19 protein-coding genes are annotated in these 19,083 nt (G+C 39.3%); 17 read left to right on the forward strand and 2 right to left on the reverse strand.

What is annotated here, in order from left to right; all coding sequences use genetic code 11:
• Nucleotides 1–87 precede the first annotated feature (87 nt).
• Nucleotides 88–594: an ECF transporter S component gene (locus A3GS_RS0109400; protein WP_018365152.1), complete on the forward strand. Its 507-nt coding sequence runs from the start codon at nucleotides 88–90 to the stop codon at nucleotides 592–594.
• 284 nt (nucleotides 595–878) lie between these two features.
• Here A3GS_RS0109400 and A3GS_RS0109405 read toward each other — a convergent pair whose 3' ends face one another.
• Nucleotides 879–3,158, reverse strand: a complete 2,280-nt coding sequence (locus A3GS_RS0109405; RefSeq protein WP_018365153.1) for an ATP-dependent Clp protease ATP-binding subunit — start codon at nucleotides 3,156–3,158, stop codon at nucleotides 879–881.
• Nucleotides 3,159–3,378: 220 nt separating this feature from the next.
• Between A3GS_RS0109405 and argF the strand changes: the two genes are divergently transcribed.
• The 12 genes from argF to A3GS_RS13240 all read left to right on the forward strand — a co-directional run bounded on the left by argF (nucleotide 3,379) and on the right by A3GS_RS13240 (nucleotide 12,073).
• The gene (argF, locus tag A3GS_RS0109410) at nucleotides 3,379–4,359 is read left to right on the forward strand and encodes an ornithine carbamoyltransferase (RefSeq protein ID WP_018365154.1); all 981 of its coding nucleotides are present in this window, start codon (nucleotides 3,379–3,381) and stop codon (nucleotides 4,357–4,359) included.
• Nucleotides 4,360–4,424: 65 nt separating this feature from the next.
• Nucleotides 4,425–4,655 carry a DUF1797 family protein gene (locus tag A3GS_RS0109415; protein WP_003063726.1) on the forward strand — a complete coding sequence of 77 codons (231 nt, stop codon included), beginning with the start codon at nucleotides 4,425–4,427 and terminating at the stop codon, nucleotides 4,653–4,655.
• A gap of 208 nt (nucleotides 4,656–4,863) precedes the next feature.
• Entirely contained in the window at nucleotides 4,864–5,550 is a 687-nt protein-coding gene (locus A3GS_RS0109420; protein WP_018365155.1) for an amino acid ABC transporter permease, read from the forward strand.
• Nucleotides 5,550–6,284, forward strand: coding sequence for an amino acid ABC transporter ATP-binding protein (locus A3GS_RS0109425; protein ID WP_018365156.1), 735 nt, complete (start codon nucleotides 5,550–5,552; stop codon nucleotides 6,282–6,284). Before A3GS_RS0109420 ends, A3GS_RS0109425 begins: the two co-directional genes overlap by 1 nt.
• A 230-nt stretch (nucleotides 6,285–6,514) precedes the next feature.
• A complete protein-coding gene (locus A3GS_RS0109430) occupies nucleotides 6,515–6,988 on the forward strand; it encodes a FeoA family protein (protein WP_018365157.1) in 474 nt (157 codons plus the stop codon).
• Nucleotides 6,985–9,123: a ferrous iron transport protein B gene (feoB, locus tag A3GS_RS0109435; RefSeq protein ID WP_018365158.1), complete on the forward strand. Its 2,139-nt coding sequence runs from the start codon at nucleotides 6,985–6,987 to the stop codon at nucleotides 9,121–9,123. Before A3GS_RS0109430 ends, feoB begins: the two co-directional genes overlap by 4 nt.
• A gap of 9 nt (nucleotides 9,124–9,132) precedes the next feature.
• Nucleotides 9,133–9,282, forward strand: a complete 150-nt coding sequence (locus A3GS_RS12470; protein WP_018365159.1) for a FeoB-associated Cys-rich membrane protein — start codon at nucleotides 9,133–9,135, stop codon at nucleotides 9,280–9,282.
• Between the two features lie 403 nt (nucleotides 9,283–9,685).
• The gene (locus A3GS_RS0109445) at nucleotides 9,686–10,564 is read left to right on the forward strand and encodes a sulfite exporter TauE/SafE family protein (RefSeq protein WP_018365160.1); all 879 of its coding nucleotides are present in this window, start codon (nucleotides 9,686–9,688) and stop codon (nucleotides 10,562–10,564) included.
• A gap of 254 nt (nucleotides 10,565–10,818) precedes the next feature.
• On the forward strand, nucleotides 10,819–11,205 hold the full coding sequence (locus A3GS_RS0109450) for a YwiB family protein (RefSeq protein WP_018365161.1): 387 nt from the start codon (nucleotides 10,819–10,821) through the stop codon (nucleotides 11,203–11,205).
• A 218-nt stretch (nucleotides 11,206–11,423) separates the two neighbouring features.
• Nucleotides 11,424–11,654, forward strand: coding sequence for a cation diffusion facilitator family transporter (locus A3GS_RS13230; protein WP_026216354.1), 231 nt, complete (start codon nucleotides 11,424–11,426; stop codon nucleotides 11,652–11,654).
• Between the two features lie 12 nt (nucleotides 11,655–11,666).
• Complete coding sequence (locus A3GS_RS13235) at nucleotides 11,667–11,879, forward strand: hypothetical protein (RefSeq protein ID WP_338062739.1); 213 nt, start codon at nucleotides 11,667–11,669, stop codon at nucleotides 11,877–11,879.
• A gap of 5 nt (nucleotides 11,880–11,884) precedes the next feature.
• Nucleotides 11,885–12,073, forward strand: coding sequence for a hypothetical protein (locus A3GS_RS13240; protein ID WP_026216356.1), 189 nt, complete (start codon nucleotides 11,885–11,887; stop codon nucleotides 12,071–12,073).
• A gap of 221 nt (nucleotides 12,074–12,294) precedes the next feature.
• Here the strand turns inward: A3GS_RS13240 and A3GS_RS0109470 are convergent, their stop codons facing one another.
• Entirely contained in the window at nucleotides 12,295–13,875 is a 1,581-nt protein-coding gene (locus A3GS_RS0109470; RefSeq protein WP_018365162.1) for an ATP-binding cassette domain-containing protein, read from the reverse strand.
• A gap of 709 nt (nucleotides 13,876–14,584) precedes the next feature.
• Between A3GS_RS0109470 and A3GS_RS0109475 the strand changes: the two genes are divergently transcribed.
• The 4 genes from A3GS_RS0109475 (at nucleotide 14,585) to A3GS_RS0109485 (ending at nucleotide 18,915) form a co-directional block, all read left to right on the forward strand.
• Complete coding sequence (locus A3GS_RS0109475; RefSeq protein ID WP_018365163.1) at nucleotides 14,585–17,266, forward strand: cation-translocating P-type ATPase; 2,682 nt, start codon at nucleotides 14,585–14,587, stop codon at nucleotides 17,264–17,266.
• Between the two features lie 81 nt (nucleotides 17,267–17,347).
• Nucleotides 17,348–17,608, forward strand: a complete 261-nt coding sequence (locus tag A3GS_RS11790) for a hypothetical protein (protein ID WP_018365164.1) — start codon at nucleotides 17,348–17,350, stop codon at nucleotides 17,606–17,608.
• Between the two features lie 34 nt (nucleotides 17,609–17,642).
• Nucleotides 17,643–17,885, forward strand: a complete 243-nt coding sequence (locus A3GS_RS12475) for a transposase (RefSeq protein WP_240430909.1) — start codon at nucleotides 17,643–17,645, stop codon at nucleotides 17,883–17,885.
• Between the two features lie 367 nt (nucleotides 17,886–18,252).
• Nucleotides 18,253–18,915, forward strand: a complete 663-nt coding sequence (locus tag A3GS_RS0109485) for an MIP/aquaporin family protein (RefSeq protein ID WP_018365165.1) — start codon at nucleotides 18,253–18,255, stop codon at nucleotides 18,913–18,915.
• The last annotated feature ends 168 nt before the right edge of the window (nucleotides 18,916–19,083 follow it).

Below are 19,083 nucleotides of genomic sequence, written 5' to 3' on the forward strand. Positions count from 1 at the left end.
TTATTCTTAGTAAATGTGAAAAATGAGACTTGCTTTTTTTGGTAAAACTGTTAGAATATTCTTAATTTAAGTTGAAGGAGTGATAGCATGTCAACCAAACGTTTAACTCTTGCCGCCTTTTTTATGGCCTTGATGATTATTTTAAGCTCAAGTGTCTTTAGTATTCCTGTTCCTGGCGGACATTTTTATTTCAATACCATCCTTATTTTTCTAGTGACGCTTTATTTCCAGCCTATGGAAGTAGTTATCATAGCAGGACTCGGCTCTTTTTTGGGAGATTTCTTCTTTTACCCAGCGCCCATGTTCGTCACCCTAGTGACTCATAGCCTGCAGGTTCTTGTCATTGCCTTGATTTTGAAAAATAGCAGAGCTCCTTTTCTAAAAACGAAAGTCATAGCGGCTTTTATTTTAGGAGGGATCATTGATTTGCTGGGTTACTTTCTTGGACGTTCTTTTGTCTACGCGACACCAGCCTATGCTATTTTAAAATTGCCTTTTGACGGTTTTGCTGTTATCTTAGGAGCAGTGGTAGCTTATTTTATTTATTACCATACACCATTTTCAAAAATGATGGAGAAGGCATTGAAAGACTAGAACAATGAAATAATCCGTCAAACGGGGAGTAAACAGGGACTGTAAGCCTAAAACACCAGCCAGCGTCTAAAGATGCTGGCTTTCACTTTGTTCAAGTCGCACTGCTCTTAACTCATCACCTGTCTCTTAAAAAAGCAGGTGTATGACTTGCCACTATCCCTAAGGGGCTTCATACTCTTTCACACTCAAGAATCGAGTGCTATATCATGTTTTTCCTGCTATTGTTTCAGTTGACTATAAAAAATGAGGACTGGATTTCCAGTCCTCATTTTGTTTGATAAGTTTTAGTCTGCAGCAACGCTTTCTTCAGCTTTTTCAGTTTTCTTTGCAGATTTAATAATGATTTTGCCATTACTTGTCATGACAGCCTTAAGGTCTTTTTCGCTTGGATTTTCAAGGTAGAAGTCTGTGATGGCATCCTCAATGTTATCTTGAATTGTGCGGCGAAGTGGACGAGCCCCCATCTTAGGATCATAGCCAAGATCAACTAATTTTTCCTTAACCTTGTCAGTCACTTCTAGATGAATACCGTTGTTAGCTAAGCGATCATTAACGTCATTTAGCATAAGGTCAACAATATGGAGGAGATTATCCTTATCAAGTGATTTGAATTCGATGATACCGTCAAAGCGGTTTATAAATTCTGGGCTGAAGAAGTCACCGAGTTGACCGAGAACAGAATTTGTACGGCCTTCTCGAGCGGCACCGAAACCGACAGAAGCTTCAACCTTACCTGTACCAGCATTTGATGTCATGATAATGATCGTATCCTTGAAGCTGACCGTGCGCCCTTGACCATCAGTTAAACGACCATCATCCAAGACCTGTAAGAACATATGCATAACGTCTGGGTGAGCCTTTTCAACTTCATCGAGAAGAATCAGTGAATAAGGATTGCGACGAACTTTTTCAGTCAATTGACCAGCTTCTTCATAGCCAACATACCCTGGAGGTGCTCCAACCAATTTAGCCACGCTGTGTTTCTCCATATACTCGGACATGTCGAAACGAATCATACTATCGGCAGATCCGAAGAGTTCAATAGCCAGTTGCTTAGATAGTTCAGTCTTACCGACACCGGTAGGACCGACGAAGAGGAAGCTACCGATTGGACGATTCGGCGTACCTAGTCCGACACGGTTGCGGCGGATAGCTTTGGCAATCTTGTCAACGGCTTCATCTTGGCCAATGACATGAGCCTTGAGATCATCTGCCAAATGAATCAATTGCGATTGTTCTTTGGCTTTGAGGTCGCCAACAGGGATGTTAGTTTTTTCTTCAATGATGTGCTCAATTGTTTTTTCAGTAATGATCGGTGTGTCTTGTTCATCGACCTTTTGATTTTGCATTTCCTTGAGTTTTGCGATTTGGTCGCGGAAATAAGCTGCGCGTTCGTAGTCTTCTTCACGAGTGGCTTGCGCTTTGAAATTTTCCGCATCAATCAGACGTTGGTCGATTTCTTTTGGATCAACAAAATTGAGGGTCAGGTTCATCTTAGAACCAGCTTCGTCAAGAAGGTCAATAGCCTTGTCAGGCAAGAAACGGTCTTGGATGTATCGATTTGAAAGAACAGCCGCAGATTCAATGGCATCATCAGAATATTTAACATGATGGTAGTCTTCGTATTTCTTTTGGATGCCTTTGAGAATAGTGATGGTCTCTTCAACAGATGGTTCATCAACTTTGACAGGTTGCATACGACGTTCTAGCGCAGCATCTTTTTCAATGATACGGTATTCGTTGAGAGTTGTCGCACCGACCAGTTGCAATTCCCCACGAGCAAGGGCAGGTTTGAGGATATTTCCAGCATCCATGTTGCCATCGCCAGCGGAGCCAGCACCGACAATTTCATGAATTTCATCAATGAAAAGGATGACATCCTTACGATTGCGGATTTCTTCCATGAGTTTTTGCATGCGTTCTTCAAATTGACCGCGGATGCCAGTTCCCTGAACAAGGCTAACGACATCTAGGCGTATAACTTGCTTGCCTTGCAGTTTTTGAGGAACATTTCCGTCAACAATTTTTTGTGCCAAGCCTTCGACAACGGCTGTTTTACCAACACCAGGCTCCCCGATAAGGACAGGGTTGTTTTTGGTACGGCGATTAAGGATTTCAATTACGCGGATAATTTCGGCATCACGACCGATGACTGGGTCAATGTCACCACGTCGAGCAATATCAGTCACATTGATACCAAATTCTTCAAGAAGTCCTTGTGGTTGCTGAGCAGCTTGTTGCGGACGGGGACCATTTGGACGACGGTTGTTGCCATTGTTACCGCCGTTACCACCAGCCAGTGTTGGTGGCGTATTTGGCAAATCACCACCATTGAAGGCACGGAAATTATTAAGGTCACCAAAGAAATCATCAAAGAATGGGTTGATAGAACTAGTTTCCCCCTTAGGCTGCTGGTTAGACAGGCCTTTCAAGAGAGCGTTATTTGGGTCCGTCTTCATAATTTGGTAGCAATTTTGGCAAAGGTCAATTTGTTTTTGCTGCCCATTGACATTAGTATATAGATGAATGGTTGATTCATTTAGGTTACAATTTTGACAAAGCATAAGTGTACCCCTTTCTTTCTGGACTACTTCGTTTGACAATAGTCAATATTGGTCAAACTTTATAATCTTATTATAGCACCATGAGATAAGAAAGCAAGTAAAAAGATTATAATATTAGCATTTGAGATCGGAGAGTGCTAATGTTGTTTTTTCAAAAAAAGCTTGCTAAATTATGAATAATAATGTAGAATAAAATGTATAAAAATACAAGGAGAAACATATGACAAAAGCCTTATCCTTTTTAAAAGAAATAGATTTTACTCAAGCAGAATTAATGGATTTAATAGATTTATCTCTGAAATTCAAAGACTTGAAGAGAAAGAGAATTCCTCATAAATATTTAGATGGACTTAATATCGCCTTGATTTTTGAAAAAACATCAACCAGAACACGTTCAGCCTTTACTGTTGCAGGGCAGGATTTGGGAATGAACGTGACCTATCTTGGTGCTGGTGATATTCAGCTAGGCAAGAAGGAGTCAGTTGTTGATACTGCTAGGGTTTTAGGTTCTATGTTTGACGGTATTGAGTATCGAGGCTTCAAACAAGAAGATGTGGAAGCTCTGGCTGAACATTCTGGTGTAGCTGTCTGGAATGGCCTGACTGACACATGGCATCCAACTCAGATGATTGCGGATTTCATGACTTTAAAAGAATATTTTGGCCACTTAGAAGGACTGACTATTGCTTATGTGGGTGATGGTCGCAACAACATAGCAAATTCCCTTTTGGTGACTTCAGCTATTTTGGGGATCAATGTCAAGATTATTGCGCCAGCTTCCCTGCAACCTGATCCTGAAATCGTGACCATAGCAGAGCAGCACAACAATGGCGCTGAACTGACTATTACGGATGATTTGGCAGCTGTAAAGGGGGTTGATATGCTCTACACTGATGTCTGGGTATCCATGGGAGAGGAAGTAGATTTTAAAGAACGTATCGACCTGCTTCTGCCTTACCAAATCAATGCTGATCTGGTGGACAAGACTGAAAATCCTAATGTTATTGTGATGCACTGTCTGCCAGCCTTTCATGATCTCAATACGGAGATTGCTCAGGATATCTATAATAAATACGGTCTTGCAGAACTTGAAATCACAGATGAAGTCTTCCAAAAATACAGCTCTGCTATTTTCCAAGAAGCTGAAAATCGTATGCACTCCATCAAGGCTATCATGTACAATTCGCTAAAAAATCTTTAAACTAGTGACGAATGCTCCTATTTGTGTTAAAATGAAAAGGACAAAAAACGAATAGGAGAATCGTTATGGAATCACATTTGGTGAGAATTATTAATCGTCTGGAATTGATGACGACTGATAGTAGTAATCTGAAACGTAATTTTGAACGTGATGGAGTTGTTGTTGCTGAAGTTTCATTTAGTAATGACCCTGAAAATGGTCCAGTATTCACTTTGCGTGACGTTGAAGCACGTGAGTCATACTCATTTGATAGCATCGACCTCATCGCTATGGAAATTTACGACTTACTCTACTAAGACTTACTAAACTAGAAAAGAAGCAGTTTCTTCTGTGAACGATTGTTTTCAGGGAGTATGCTTCTTTTTTCATGTATATCTTGTTGGTTGTTTGTATTTTTATTCAGATTATGTTAAAATAGTTAAAATTATTATATTTAAGTAGAAAGAAAGGGGTTTACTAAGAGGAGCTATAGCCTTGATATACACTCTTCTTAGGTTCTCATTTATGGATTTTTCATTTTTACCAAAGTACTGGTCCTATTTCAATTATGGGGTGCTGGTCACCATCATGATTTCGGCCTGTGTTGTCATCTTCGGTACCATCATTGGGGTGCTGGTTGCCCTCATCAAGCGATCCAACATTAAAATTTTGGACTGGTTAGTGAGTTTTTATGTATGGGTCTTCCGGGGGACGCCTATGGTTGTGCAAATCATGATTGCTTTTGCTTGGATGCATTTTAGCAAGGCACCCATTATTGGTTTTGGTGTGCTTGACCTTGATTTTTCACGCCTACTTCCCGGTATCATTATTATTTCGCTCAATAGCGGAGCTTATATTTCTGAAATCGTTAGAGCTGGGATTGAGGCTGTGCCAAAAGGTCAGCTTGAAGCTGCTTACTCACTTGGTATTCGTCCTGTCAACGCTATGCGTTATGTCATCTTGCCACAGGCCTTTAAAAATATCTTACCTGCGTTGGGCAATGAATTCATCACCATTATCAAGGACAGCTCACTCTTGCAAACTATCGGTGTGATGGAGTTGTGGAACGGTGCCCAGTCAGTCGTAACAGCAACTTACTTGCCAGTTACTCCGCTACTGTTTGCGGCCTTCTACTATCTCATGGTGACAACGATTTTGTCAGCAGTGCTTAAACAATTTGAAAAACGTATGGGACAGGGGGATAAGAACTAATGACTCAACCAATTATTTCAATTAACGGTCTTCATAAGTATTTTGGTAAGAATGAAGTCCTGAAAGGCATTGACTTAGATATTCAAGCTGGAGAAGTAGTTGTTATCATTGGCCCTTCAGGTTCTGGTAAGTCAACTTTTCTTCGTACTATGAATTTGCTTGAAGTGCCGACTAAGGGAACTATCAGCTTTGAAGGTGTTGATATTACTGATAAGAAAAATGATATTTTCAAAATGCGTGAAAAAATGGGGATGGTTTTCCAACAATTCAATCTTTTTCCAAATATGACGGTTCTGGACAATATTACCTTGTCACCGATTAAAACCAAGGGGCTACCAAAAGTAGAAGCAGAAAGTAAGGCCTATGACTTACTTGAAAAAGTGGGCCTGAAAGATAAAGCGGATGCGTATCCACCAAGTCTCTCTGGTGGACAGCAACAGCGTATTGCCATCGCGCGTGGTCTAGCAATGGATCCAGATGTTTTGCTTTTTGATGAACCAACCTCGGCACTTGACCCAGAGATGGTTGGTGAAGTGCTCAGCGTTATGCAAGATTTGGCAAAATCAGGGATGACAATGGCTATCGTGACTCATGAAATGGGCTTTGCACGTGAAGTAGCAGACCGTGTCATCTTTATGGATGGTGGAGTCATCGTCGAAGAAGGCACACCAGAACAAGTTTTTGAACATACCAGGGAGGAACGAACAAAGGATTTCTTGAGTAAGGTCCTGTAGCATTTATTAATAGAAAGGGGAGTTGAGCGTGTTTCAACTCTTTTCTTTTTACACTAGGAGTTCCATTTTTATAATTATTCTAATTTATAGCGTGTTTTATTTATAATCATTATAAATAGTGTATAAAAATATGATTTTATTCAATTTTATACACTATTTATCTTCTTTTTATGCTATAATTGACCAATAAAAAGTATCCGCAACAAATGATTCACAGGAGGTCAAGAAATTTGATTTTATTAGATGCCAAGGTAGATGTACCTTACACGATTGTCAGTATTGATTTACCAGAAGAGAGTCAACGTCATCTGTCTAATCTTGGTATCAATGTTGGAACGGTTGTTAAGATGGTTTCCAAGACCAAGAACAGTGCCATTATCATGCTTAAATCTAGTCGCTTGGCCTTTGATCAGTCCATCTTAAGTAAAATTGATGTTAGTGAAGCCCAGGAGAATGTGGAAACCATCCCCTTGTCCAAACTCAAAGTTGGTGAATTCGCCTATGTTGACAATATTTTTGCCCTAAATGAGGTTAAACGACGTCTTATGGATATGGGGCTGACACGACATACCAAGCTTTATTTACGCAAGGTGGCTCCGCTGGGAGACCCTATTGAAATTAGCCTGCGCGGTTATGAATTAACCCTGCGTAAGTCGGAAGCACAGATGGTTAGCGTAGTGAGAGCAAGCAAGGAGATGTCATGACAGTAATAGCTTTAATTGGGAATCCTAACAGTGGGAAAACCAGTCTTTTTAATTTAGTGACAGGAACCAATCAGCGAGTTGGTAACTGGCCTGGGGTAACAGTTGAACGCAAGAGTGGTGTAGCCAAGAAAGATAAGTCTATAGAAGTTCAGGATTTGCCCGGGATTTATTCAATGTCCCCTTACAGTCCTGAGGAAAAGGTGGCGCGTGACTATCTGCTCAGCAATCATGCTGACAGTATCCTTAATGTGGTGGATGCGACTAATTTGGAGCGCAATCTCTACCTGACAACTCAGCTGATTGAAACAGGTATTCCTGTAACTATTGCTCTTAATATGAGCGATGTGCTTAAAAGTCAAGGGAAATCTATCAATGTGGACAAGATGTCCTACCAACTAGGCCTGCCTGTCGTGGCAACCAGTGCAGTCAAAAATACAGGCGTTGAAAAGGCTATCAAAACAGCCAATCAGACTACCAAAACCAGCGTTGAGACTATCCAATATCCACTCTATGATGACAAATTTGAGGCAGCGATTGCCCAAATCGTTGAGATTCTAGGTAATACGGTGCCTGAACGTTCAGAACGTTTTTATGCCATCAAATTATTTGAACGCGATAGCTTGGTTGAGGCAGATTTGGATTTGTCAGAATTTCAAAAAGGTGAAATCAACGACATTATCAAGATTACCGAGGAAATTTTCACTGAAGATTCGGAGTCTATCGTCATCAATCAACGCTATGCTTTTATTGAGCGTGTTGCAAAAATGGCACAGAGTCAAGATAGTGACTTCAAAATGACCGTCTCAGATAAGATTGACAAGGTTGTGACCAATCGTGTGTTAGCTTTGCCAATTTTCACAGTCATTATGTTCTTAGTTTACTACCTGTCTATACAGACGTTTGGAACCATGTGGACAGATTGGGTTAATGATGTGCTTTTTGGAGAATATGTTCCAAATTGGGTGAGGGCTGTCCTTGATTACTTGCATGTTGCAGGCTGGTTGGAATCACTTATCATTGATGGTATCATAGCTGGGGTCGGTACGGTACTCGGTTTTTTGCCACAGATTTTTGTTCTTTTTGTCTGCCTGGGCATTCTGGAGGACATTGGTTATATGAGTCGTATCGCTTTTGTCATGGATCGTATTTTCCGTCGTTTTGGCTTGTCTGGAAAATCCTTCATTCCTATGTTGATTGCGACAGGTTGCGGGGTTCCAGCGATTATGGCAAGCCGTACTATTGAAAATGAACGCGACCGAAAGATTACCATTATGACAGCTACCTTCATGCCATGTTCGGCTAAGCTGGAAATCATCGCTCTGATTGCGGGAGCTTTCTTTCCACATAATCCTTTCATTGCACCATCTACCTATTTTGTTGGTTTGGTTGCCATCATCTTATCAGGAATTGCCCTCAAGAAAACGTCATTTTTGGGTGGTTACACCAGTCCCTTTATCATGGAATTGCCAGCCTATCATCTACCTAAGGTCATGAAGGTTCTCCGTTATGCCATTGGTAAAGCTATGAGCTTTGTCAAACGTGCGGGAACTATCATCTTTAGTCTGACTGTTTTGATTTGGTTTATGTCATCTTATAACTTTAGATTTCAATCAGTGGAAACGGAATACAGTATCCTCGCTAGTCTTGGTAAGTCGGTAGCTTGGATTTTCAGTCCGCTTGGTTTTGGAAACTGGAGGGCAGCAGTGGCAGCAGGGACAGGTCTTGCGGCCAAGGAAACTGTGGTAGCAACCTTTGGTATTCTCTACAATGACAATACGACAGCTAGTCTCTGGCACAGCCTTCAAGCTGACTACTCAGCGCTGTCTGCTTATTCTTTCTTGACCTTTAATCTACTCTGTGCGCCGTGTTTTGCAGCTATGGGGGCTATCAAGCGTGAGATGAACAATGTTAAGTGGACACTAGGTGCTATTGGTTTTCAGACAGGTCTGGCTTACGTGGTCAGTCTTATGATCTATCAGTTCGGCTTGATTCTCTTTTACGGTAAAACCATCAATTTTTGGACAATAGTGGCAGTTGCTCTGCTCTTGACCACCGTCTACTTTATCGCTAGAAAACCACGTCAAGTCAAAGAGAGGGTTATCAGCTTGGATAATCTTGCCACAACACAAGAATAGGAGTCACTTATGTTAGCAACTATTATTATCACAGGGCTGATTGCTCTGGCTGTCTTTTGGGGAATGCGCAGCTTTATCAAGGGCAAAGGTTCTTGCGGAGATTGTGATTGTTCTTGCCCAGTGAAAGACGAGATGCGCAAGTCATCAAAAGTGAAATAGCAAAATTAAGGACTGATCTAGATGAACAGTTCTTTTTTGCTAGGATAGTAGTAAATACTCCACTTATTTTCTTTAAAGGAAACATTACTTTTATAGTTTTTTTCGAAAGTTACTTGATAGCATTTCATTAGAAAACATATAGTAAAATGGAGCTTGTCGCAGATGATTTTTGATTAGTCAAAGAGAAGAGAGTGGGTTATCGTGGTCTTAGCCTCACTCCAGTACAGAATGACCTGTTTAACGAGATTTTGAATTTACTCTAAAAAGTAGAAGTGTATAGTACTATTTTGAATGACTAATTAAGCCATGTCACTAGCATAATGCGATTTTCGCTAAGAAAATTTAATTTTCTTAACAGTTTCCTTACCTTTACAAATTCCTAATTTTCTCTTACAATAAATGAATGACAAATAATCTTATTTTACATGCTATTCAGTTGCTTTTGCTGGCTTTGATTATTGGGATTTTTGTGACCATCCTTCGTCATGCTAGGCTTAAGCAGATAAATTTGAAAGAAAAATTTTTTACAGGGCTTTGGATTGGCTACGTGACAGACCTTTTGGATACTCTGGGTATTGGAACCTTTGCGACGACTACGACTCTTTTTAAGATGACTAAGTTGGTGGATGATGACCGCAAGATTCCAGCTACTTTGACCACTGCCCATGTTATTCCTGTTATGGTAGAAGCTCTTTGTTTTATTACCATCGTTAAGGTGGATATAACTACCTTGGTTTGTATGGCTTTGTCTTCTTTTACAGGAGCTTTTGTCGGTGCTCGTATTACTAAAAATTGGAACACGCGCAAAGTACAGCGCGTGCTGGGAATTCTCCTGATTTTAGCAGCCTTTGTCATGGTTTACCGCATGGTGACCAATCCTGGCGCAGGCATTTCGGATGATGTGCGCGGTTTGACAGGTATCTGGCTTTTGGTAGGGATGGTTTTCGACTTTGTGGTTGGCTTGTTGATGACTATGGGACTGGGCAATTATGCTCCTGAGTTGATTTTCTTTTCCCTAATGGGCATCAATCCTTCAGTAGCTCTTCCTGTCATGATGTTGGATGCTTCAATGATTCTGGTTGCGGGTTCTAATGAATTTATTAAATCTGACCGTGTGAATTGGCCAGGTGTTCTGGGCATCATCATTGGTGGTGTCCTGGGTGTTCTGACGGCTGCTGTTTTCCTCAGCAACCTGGATATCAATAACCTGAAAATTCTAGTCATTTTCATTGCCCTCTACACGGGCGGAACCCTTTTACGCTCCTCTATTTTGAAAAGATAGCAGAGCTTTAAAGCTAAGGAGTGGAGTAAATCCCACTCTTTTTGATTAACCATATTGGCTAATGTTAGTCTAGAATGAAAGTTAAAATAAGTCACATCTATTACTATAATCACAATTTCTATTTCAATACAGCGAACTTAGCAATGAAATAACTGATGGCCTCCGCACTACTTGAGAAAACATCAAAAATGCCTATTTTGATTTTAACTTAGTATAAAAAATGGTAAAATAAACTATCACATTAAGGAGAGATTATGCAGATTCATCTGAGGAACGAAATTGACCTTGGCGGTCAAATGGAAGTGATTGATCAACGCTTTCCTGTTGAAGTAACAGAAAAAAATGGTCATTATTATTTTGTCTTTACTAATGACGAAAACGAAAAAGTTATGATTAAGTCTAATTCAGAAGAGCTAACCATGACCCGCTTTTCAACTCCCAAGTCTGTCTTGCGGTTTCATCGGGATAATCCTGTTATGGTATCTATTCCGACTCCCCTAGGCTATCAACATCTACTGACCGAGACTAGCACTTATCACGCTGACTTTGATCATCAGCTGATTAAAATGAATTACGAGCTAAAGCAGCCTGAAACAGAGTCCGTTTTTGCAGAATATCAAATGGAAATTAGTTGGCAATAATGGAAAGAACAGACAAAAGTGGCATAGCCAGTGTCTTGATGCCACTTTTAGCAATGTTCTCGTAGCTATTCGAAATTTGCAGGCTTTGCCTTGGCAGGATCTACAGCCATGATGAATGAGTCTATCTATAGTTTGTTTGACGGTGGTAATCAGCTTCTTCTTCCGGTTGGAGATAAGCATTCCAAAATCAAGCCAGTCAACGTCACTCTTTTAGAGAGGTGCGTGCTAAATACTTTTATTCGACTGTTGTTGCCACGATTCACTTCTTTTTAGGTGGCGCTTCCAGGTATCATGGAAGCCATCGAAAACTTTCATCGCCAGAACATGGCATTAACAAAACAGGAATTGTCATTGGTATTCTGATTTTTGGTATGTTGCTAGAATCTTTAAGTCTGCGTGTGGCTTTCAAAGAAATCAAAGAGTTGAATACGGATGAGTTGCCCTTGTAATCTTCTTGCGTGGTGGTTGGGCAGTTTCTGACCTTGATTGGTACTATTTTGACACCGTTGACAGACAATGACTTCTATGATGCCTTGTCGGGGCTACTGCTGGGATTCATGCTTTGTCTAGCAGCTCTTTTATTAGTCCGTGAATTTTACAGTCTCTTGGTTGGGAAAATATCACCAAGAAAGATTTACCCATTATCAGCTCAGTCTTTGACCGTCAAGAGGTGAAGAAATTGATTGATATCAAAATACTTCACTTGAGTGCGATAGATATTTTAGTTACGGCTAAAATTGAGGTGGACACACTTTGTATCAAATATTCCGTTCAACTCATCAACCAAATTGAGGCAGATATTCGCGAAAAGATTCCTGTTTATAAGATTTATATCTACATTGAAACGGACCTCTATAGGGAGAACTAAACGTCATAAGAAAAAGCCCTTTGTTCAGGGCTTTTTGCTTGTTCTAAAATAGATCAGAAAGTAGTGATGAAATTGCCCGTGAAAAATCACCTAAATAATAGCAAAACGACGTATAGGCTAAGTCGCTTTGTTGTTCAATTAATAAACCAAATAGCAGTACTCTAATCTTTCACTTTCAAAAAGCAATAACTTTTTTATCAAAGTAAGCTGTATCAAATGAATCACGAACCATGTTTATCTCCAATACTAATAATTTGATCAAATAATTCTTTGTTTTCATCATATAAATGATGAGTAATCATGATAATTGTCAAGTTTTCTATTTGGAGAAGTTCTCTTTCGATATCTACTGCTGTCTTTTTATCCAAATTGGCAACAGCTTCATCCATAATGATAATTGGTTTATCTCCAAGTAGCTCTCTAGCAATAGAAATCCTTGCCTGCTGTCCACCAGATAAGTCATCTTTATATTCCTGATTTAAACGTCCTTTAATAAAACGATCAATGCGTGAAAGATGTAAAATCTCATCAAAATTGTCTTTATCTATAGAACGCCCTAAGGTCATATTATCAAGTAACGTATCTTTAAAAAGATATGCTTTTTGCGGAATCAATGCAAAAATATCTTGCAAACCTCTCAGTGAGAGTTCTTTATAGTTATGGTTGTCAATAAAAATATCACCTTCGTAATGTGTTAATTCTCCAGTCAATACTCGAATTAATGTTGTTTTTCCAGAACCAGACCCACCCACAACAACTACTTTTTGTCCTTTTTTAATAGTAATATCAGGATATACAATAGTGTTATTGTTATCAAAAATGACATGAAGATTTTGAAGCCTTAGTGTATGATTAAAGCTTTCAATAACATCCAACGGTTCTTGTTCAACTTTCTTAGGGTATTTATCTAACAATTTAAAAGTTGCTTTAAATGTAACAATATTATAAGCAGCACCTCTAGTATAGTTGAATAAAGAACTTGTTAGATTTGCAATTGAGAATATGACACCCGTTGTAATACTTCCTCTCATGACTAAATAACCAGTTACAATAAAAATGATTACTTGTGCAATGATACTCGACATTAAAGAGAGAGAATTAGCTGTACTAGAACTTTTAGTTAAGCTAACTTTGGACTTAATCATTTGTGTAAAATCGGTTAAAATGCGGTTTTTAAAATAATCTGTTTGGTTATTATGATAAAAAATTTCATAACCATTTAAATAGTCACTTGTACGATTTAAAGCAATACTAGATGCGTCTGAAACTTTTTCAGTTTTATTAGCAATATTTCCTTCAAAAATTTTAGGGACAAAGTAGACAAAAATTGTCATCAAAATACTAACGGTAAGTAATAACCAATGAAAATATATGATAGCAAAAGCATTAAATACTACTGTCATAACACTTTCAATTGCATCATATAGTTGCGTGAAACCATTATCCTTAAGCAAGGTCATATCATTGATTAACCATGAATTATATTCTGCTTTACTATAATTATTACCTACATAAGAATTTGCAATTAAAGAATCTAACAAATCATTACGAATAAGGTTAACTTCTTTTTGAGATAGCTTTTCCTTTAACGTGTCTTTCCAAACTTGAAAAATACTATAGCCTGCCCAACACGAAATATCTATGATACCCCAAAAAACAAACCTATCCCACTCACTATTAATTAGTGAGTCCAGCATCCATGTTAAAGAGAGTGAACTCATAACATTAGCAACTACCCAGAAAATAATAATAACAAACAGTAGCAAATTTTCTGTCCTAAACTTCCATAAATATTTCAACATAAATAGCTCCCATCTAACTAAATTTATTCAGTAAAGAATCAACTATCAAATCAAGAAGATTATCTACGTCACCTTCTTTTTTAACTGATCCATTTGTTAAAACTTACTCAGTCATTTTTTTATAATATGATATTTAGAAGGTCTTAACATTCACAAAACTCTCCCGCCTCAAGGTAAGCGTTTACATAATCTGTTTCATTTTCTGCTTATTAGGTAAATAAAAATAGGTTTTTTACTCCAATTATGGACATGCAAACAATTAAAAATTTTTGGATAAAATATTTAAATATGTTAAGCAATCAATTAGACATTGACTTATACTTATTTTATCAACTGTTGATTACCTTTTCAAGTTTAGAAACAGGTGTTTTTTACCACTGTACAAGGCAAGAAATAAAATCATTTTCTCTTTATATATAAATCTCTATAAACTACCTATAAGGAAGATTGTAAACGCAAATAGCTTGCTTTTTAGGCTGACATTTTGGTATAATTGTAGACATATCAAGGGAGTAGCAGACGGATTTATCCGTGGCAAGGTCGTCATTACGAAATCGTTGGTTTCCGGCCTTGTCTTAAACAGCGAGACTTGTTTTTTTAAACAGGTCTCTTTTTACATTCTTTTATGAAAAGAGACTAGGCGGTAAAGGGATTATTCCCTTTATACTCTCAAAAGGAGTATTGGATTTTAAGAGAAGGAGAACGTATTTTGTCTAAAGAACAAAGTAGAGAATTGTTTTACACACAAGACAAAGAAGATGTCTTGGAACATTTAGAATCATCTAAAGAGGGCTTGTCCACAGCAGAGGCACAAAAACGTTTGGCTGACTATGGACGTAATGAATTGGATGAGGGTGAAAAACGCAGTCTTTTGGCTAAATTCCTTGACCAATTTAAAGACTTGATGATTATCATCTTACTAGTTGCGGCAGCCCTATCCGTCATCACTGAGGGAACCGAAGGTCTGACTGATGCTCTTATCATTTTAGCTGTTGTGGTGCTTAATGCCGCCTTTGGTGTGTACCAGGAAGGTCAAGCAGAAGCAGCAATTGCAGCTCTTAAAAAGATGTCTAGCCCGATTGCCCGTGTACGTCGTGACGGACACGTTATCGAAGTTGATTCCAAAGAATTAGTTCCAGGGGATATTGTCATGCTAGAAGCTGGTGATGTTGTCCCTGCTGATATGCGTCTTTTGGAAGCAGCTTCTCTCAAAATTGAAGAAGCTGCCTTAACAGGTGAATCTGTCCCTGTTGAAAAAACATTATCAGGGTCTGTAGCAGCTGATGCTGGTATCGGTGACCGTGTCAATATGGCCTACCAAAATTCAAATGTTACCTACGGACGTGGCTCAGGTGTGATTACCAACACAGGAATGTACACGGAAGTTGGTAAGATTGCCAATATGTTGGCAAATGCAGATGATACTGACACACCATTAAAACAAAACCTCAACCAGTTGTCTAAAGTGTTAACGTATTTGGTTGTTGCCATTGCTCTTGTGACTTTTATTGTAGGTGTTTTTGTTCGAGGCGAAGAGCCTTTGAAAGGATTAATGGTTGCCGTTGCGCTTGCTGTTGCTGCTATTCCTGAAGGTCTTCCAGCCATTGTTACTATCGTTCTTTCAATGGGAACAACCACTCTTGCTAAACGTAATTCGATTGTACGAAAATTGCCAGCAGTTGAAACACTTGGTTCGACAGAAATCATTGCTTCAGATAAAACTGGTACCTTGACCATGAATCAAATGACTGTCGAAAAGGTTTACACGAATGGTCAATTGCAAAGTTCTGCTAGCGATATTGCTGCTGATAACAATACTTTACGCATCATGAACTTTGCCAATGATACGAAAGTTGACCCAAATGGCAAACTTATAGGTGATCCAACTGAAACTGCTTTGGTTCAATTTGGTTTTGATCATAGTTTTGATGTCCGTGATGCTTTGCAAATGGAACCTCGTGTGGCTGAATTGCCATTTGACTCGGACCGTAAACTCATGTCAACAATCCATAAACAGGCTGATGGTCGCTACTTTGTTGCCGTTAAGGGTGCTCCAGATCAGTTGCTCAAACGGGTGACAAAGATTGAAGAGAATGGTAATGTTCGCTCTATTACGGAGACTGATAAACAAACGATTCTTGCAATCAATAAAGACCTGGCCAAACAAGCCCTACGTGTCCTAATGATGGCTTATAAATATGTGTCAGAAGTTCCTACACTTGACACAGAAATTGTCGAAGCTGACCTAATTTTCTCAGGTTTGGTTGGCATGATTGACCCTGAGCGTCCCGAGGCAGCAGATGCTGTTAAAGTAGCCAAAGAAGCGGGTATCCGTCCAATCATGATTACTGGTGACCATCAGGATACCGCAGAAGCTATTGCTAAACGTCTTGGCATCATTGAAGACGATGGTGAGGATCATGTCTTTACGGGTGCAGAGCTCAATGAATTGTCCGACGAAGAATTCCAAAAAGTCTTTAAACAATACTCTGTCTATGCGCGCGTGTCTCCAGAGCATAAGGTTCGTATTGTTAAAGCTTGGCAAAAAGAAGGTAAGGTTGTTGCCATGACAGGTGATGGTGTTAATGATGCACCATCGCTTAAGACTGCTGATATCGGCATCGGTATGGGAATTACTGGTACAGAAGTGTCTAAGGGTGCTTCAGATATGGTCTTGGCAGATGATAACTTTGCGACAATCATTGTTGCTGTTGAAGAAGGACGTAAAGTCTTCTCTAATATTCAAAAATCAATTCAGTACTTACTATCTGCTAATATGGCTGAAGTCTTTACCATCTTCTTTGCCACTCTCTTTGGTTGGGATGTACTTGAGCCAGTTCATCTCTTGTGGATTAACTTGGTAACTGACACCCTTCCTGCAATTGCTCTTGGTGTTGAACCAGCTGAGCCAGGTGTTATGACCCACAAGCCTCGTGGACGTAAGTCAAGTTTCTTTGATGGTGGTGTTATGGGAGCTATTATTTATCAAGGAATTTTCCAAACGCTTTTGGTTCTTGGTGTTTATGGATGGGCGCTCCTTTATCCAGAACACGCAGAAACCCACATGATGCATGAAGATGCGTTGACAATGGCTTTTGCCACACTAGGTCTTATTCAATTGATTCATGCTTTCAATGTGAAATCTGTTTACCAATCTATCTTTACAGTTGGTGCTTTTAAGAATAAAACCTTTAATTGGTCAATTCCTGTTGCTTTCATTCTTTTGATGTTGACAATCGTGGTTCCAGGTTTTAACACTCTGTTCCATGTTTCGCATTTGTCAGTGACACAATGGGGAGCAGTTATTATTGGAAGTCTGTTAATGCTTGTTCTTGTTGAAGTGGTCAAAGCTGTGCAACGAGCGCTTGGACAAGATGAAAAAGCTATTTAATAAAAAAGAGACTGGCCCCTAAAATGAGATAGAAGAAAAACACTCCTGTTTCTGGTTTAATAGAAACAGGAGTGTTTTGTTATGATCAAAAAAGCCTATTCGGTAGAAATTAAGTTAGTCTGTATCAAGATGAAGAAGGCAGGTAAGTCCAATAAGGTCATCGTGGAGACTTTGAAAATCAAGAATGATAGTCAAGTTTATACTTGGATGAGATGGTATGAGAAGGAAGAGCAGCATCGTTTCCATCAACGCTTGGGTAACTACGGTAAAGGGATAGGACAGCTATCCGAAGTGGAACAGTTACGCCTGCAGGTGGCATTACTAAAAAGTATCGGAGCTTGATAAGGCCATCGACAAAGTAAGTCTTATCAAGCTGGTGGAAGAATATAAGAAAGTCTATCCAGTGTCCATCATTCTGGACTGCTTTGATGTTAAACGCTCCACTTTCTACCGTTGGAAAGCCGGGGACGGAAAGTCTGGAAAACGAGATGGAATTGTCGATAAAATTAAGCAACTTTGTATGGACAATCAGGTTATCTATGGCTATCGTACCATCACACGATTGCTCAAGAAAACTCATAGCCCATCGTCAACCGTAAGAAAGTTTATCATATCATGAAGGATAGTGGTTGGCTCTATCGCACTCGTCCTAAGAGGATGCCACATCTAGGCAATCCATATGATGTGACGGGGAACAAGCTAGACCGTGATTTTCAATCGGAACAATCATTAGAGAAGCTTGTCAAGATACTGACTTTGTGCTTGATCCTCTCAACCAACTGGAATTGATTCAAGGAGTCATCTTACACAGTGACCAGTCTCCTGTAGCTTACAGAAAACTGGTTGCATAAAGGTGCTTTTCTTCTGTCCCATTTTTGGGTTGTAGTGCCTCTTGAGCATGATTACTTTTTATTAAATAATAGTTCAAGATCCTTGCATTTGTCATTTAATAAGGCTAGAATATTATTGGAAAGGAAGTTTTTATCATGAAAAAATTTTTTGCTGAACTTATTGGTACATTTATTCTTGTCTTTGTAGGGACAGGAGCTGCTGTGTTAGGTGGCGGTGCTAGTAATGTTATTGGCTACGCCTCTATCGGCCTTGCTTTTGGTTTGACAATTGTCGCTGCCGCTTACAGCATTGGCTCTGTATCTGGCGCACATCTTAATCCAGCAGTTTCCGTTGCTATGTATATCAATAAACGTATGGATGCTAAGGAATTAGTGACTTACATTTGTGGCCAAGTAGTCGGTGCCATTTTAGCAACGCTTTGTCTCTTGTCAATTACTGGTGACAGCTCTTCTCTTGGTCAAAATGTGGTTTCTGATGGCTATTCACTTTTTACAGGTTTCCTTGTTGAAACTGTTTTAACCTTTATCTTTATTTTGGTTATTATGACAGTGACATCAGCTAAGAAAGGAAATGCCAGCCTAGCTGGGCTAGTGATAGGTTTAACTCTAACTTTGATTCATTTTGTTGGTATTCCTGTTACAGGGATGTCGGCTAATCCAGCACGTAGTTTAGCTCCAGCTTTGTTTGCTGGGGGGTCAGCACTCAGTCAAGTTTGGATTTTCATCTTGGCTCCACTTCTGGGCGCTATTCTAGCAGCGCTTGTCGCTAAATATCTTCTAGATACAGAAGCAAAATAAACACAAAAAATGACATCTATCTGATATACTCCCCTTATAGTGGACAGTGAAAAAACAAAAATTTTCACTAGAAACTATAACGGGAGTTTTACTATGTCCAAAAGAAGTCCAAAGTCTGTCTCTGAAAAACTAGAACTTGTTCTACTTCACTCGGAAGAAGGGAAATCA

The organism is Streptococcus caballi DSM 19004, assembly GCF_000379985.1.
Classification (GTDB): domain Bacteria; phylum Bacillota; class Bacilli; order Lactobacillales; family Streptococcaceae; genus Streptococcus; species Streptococcus caballi.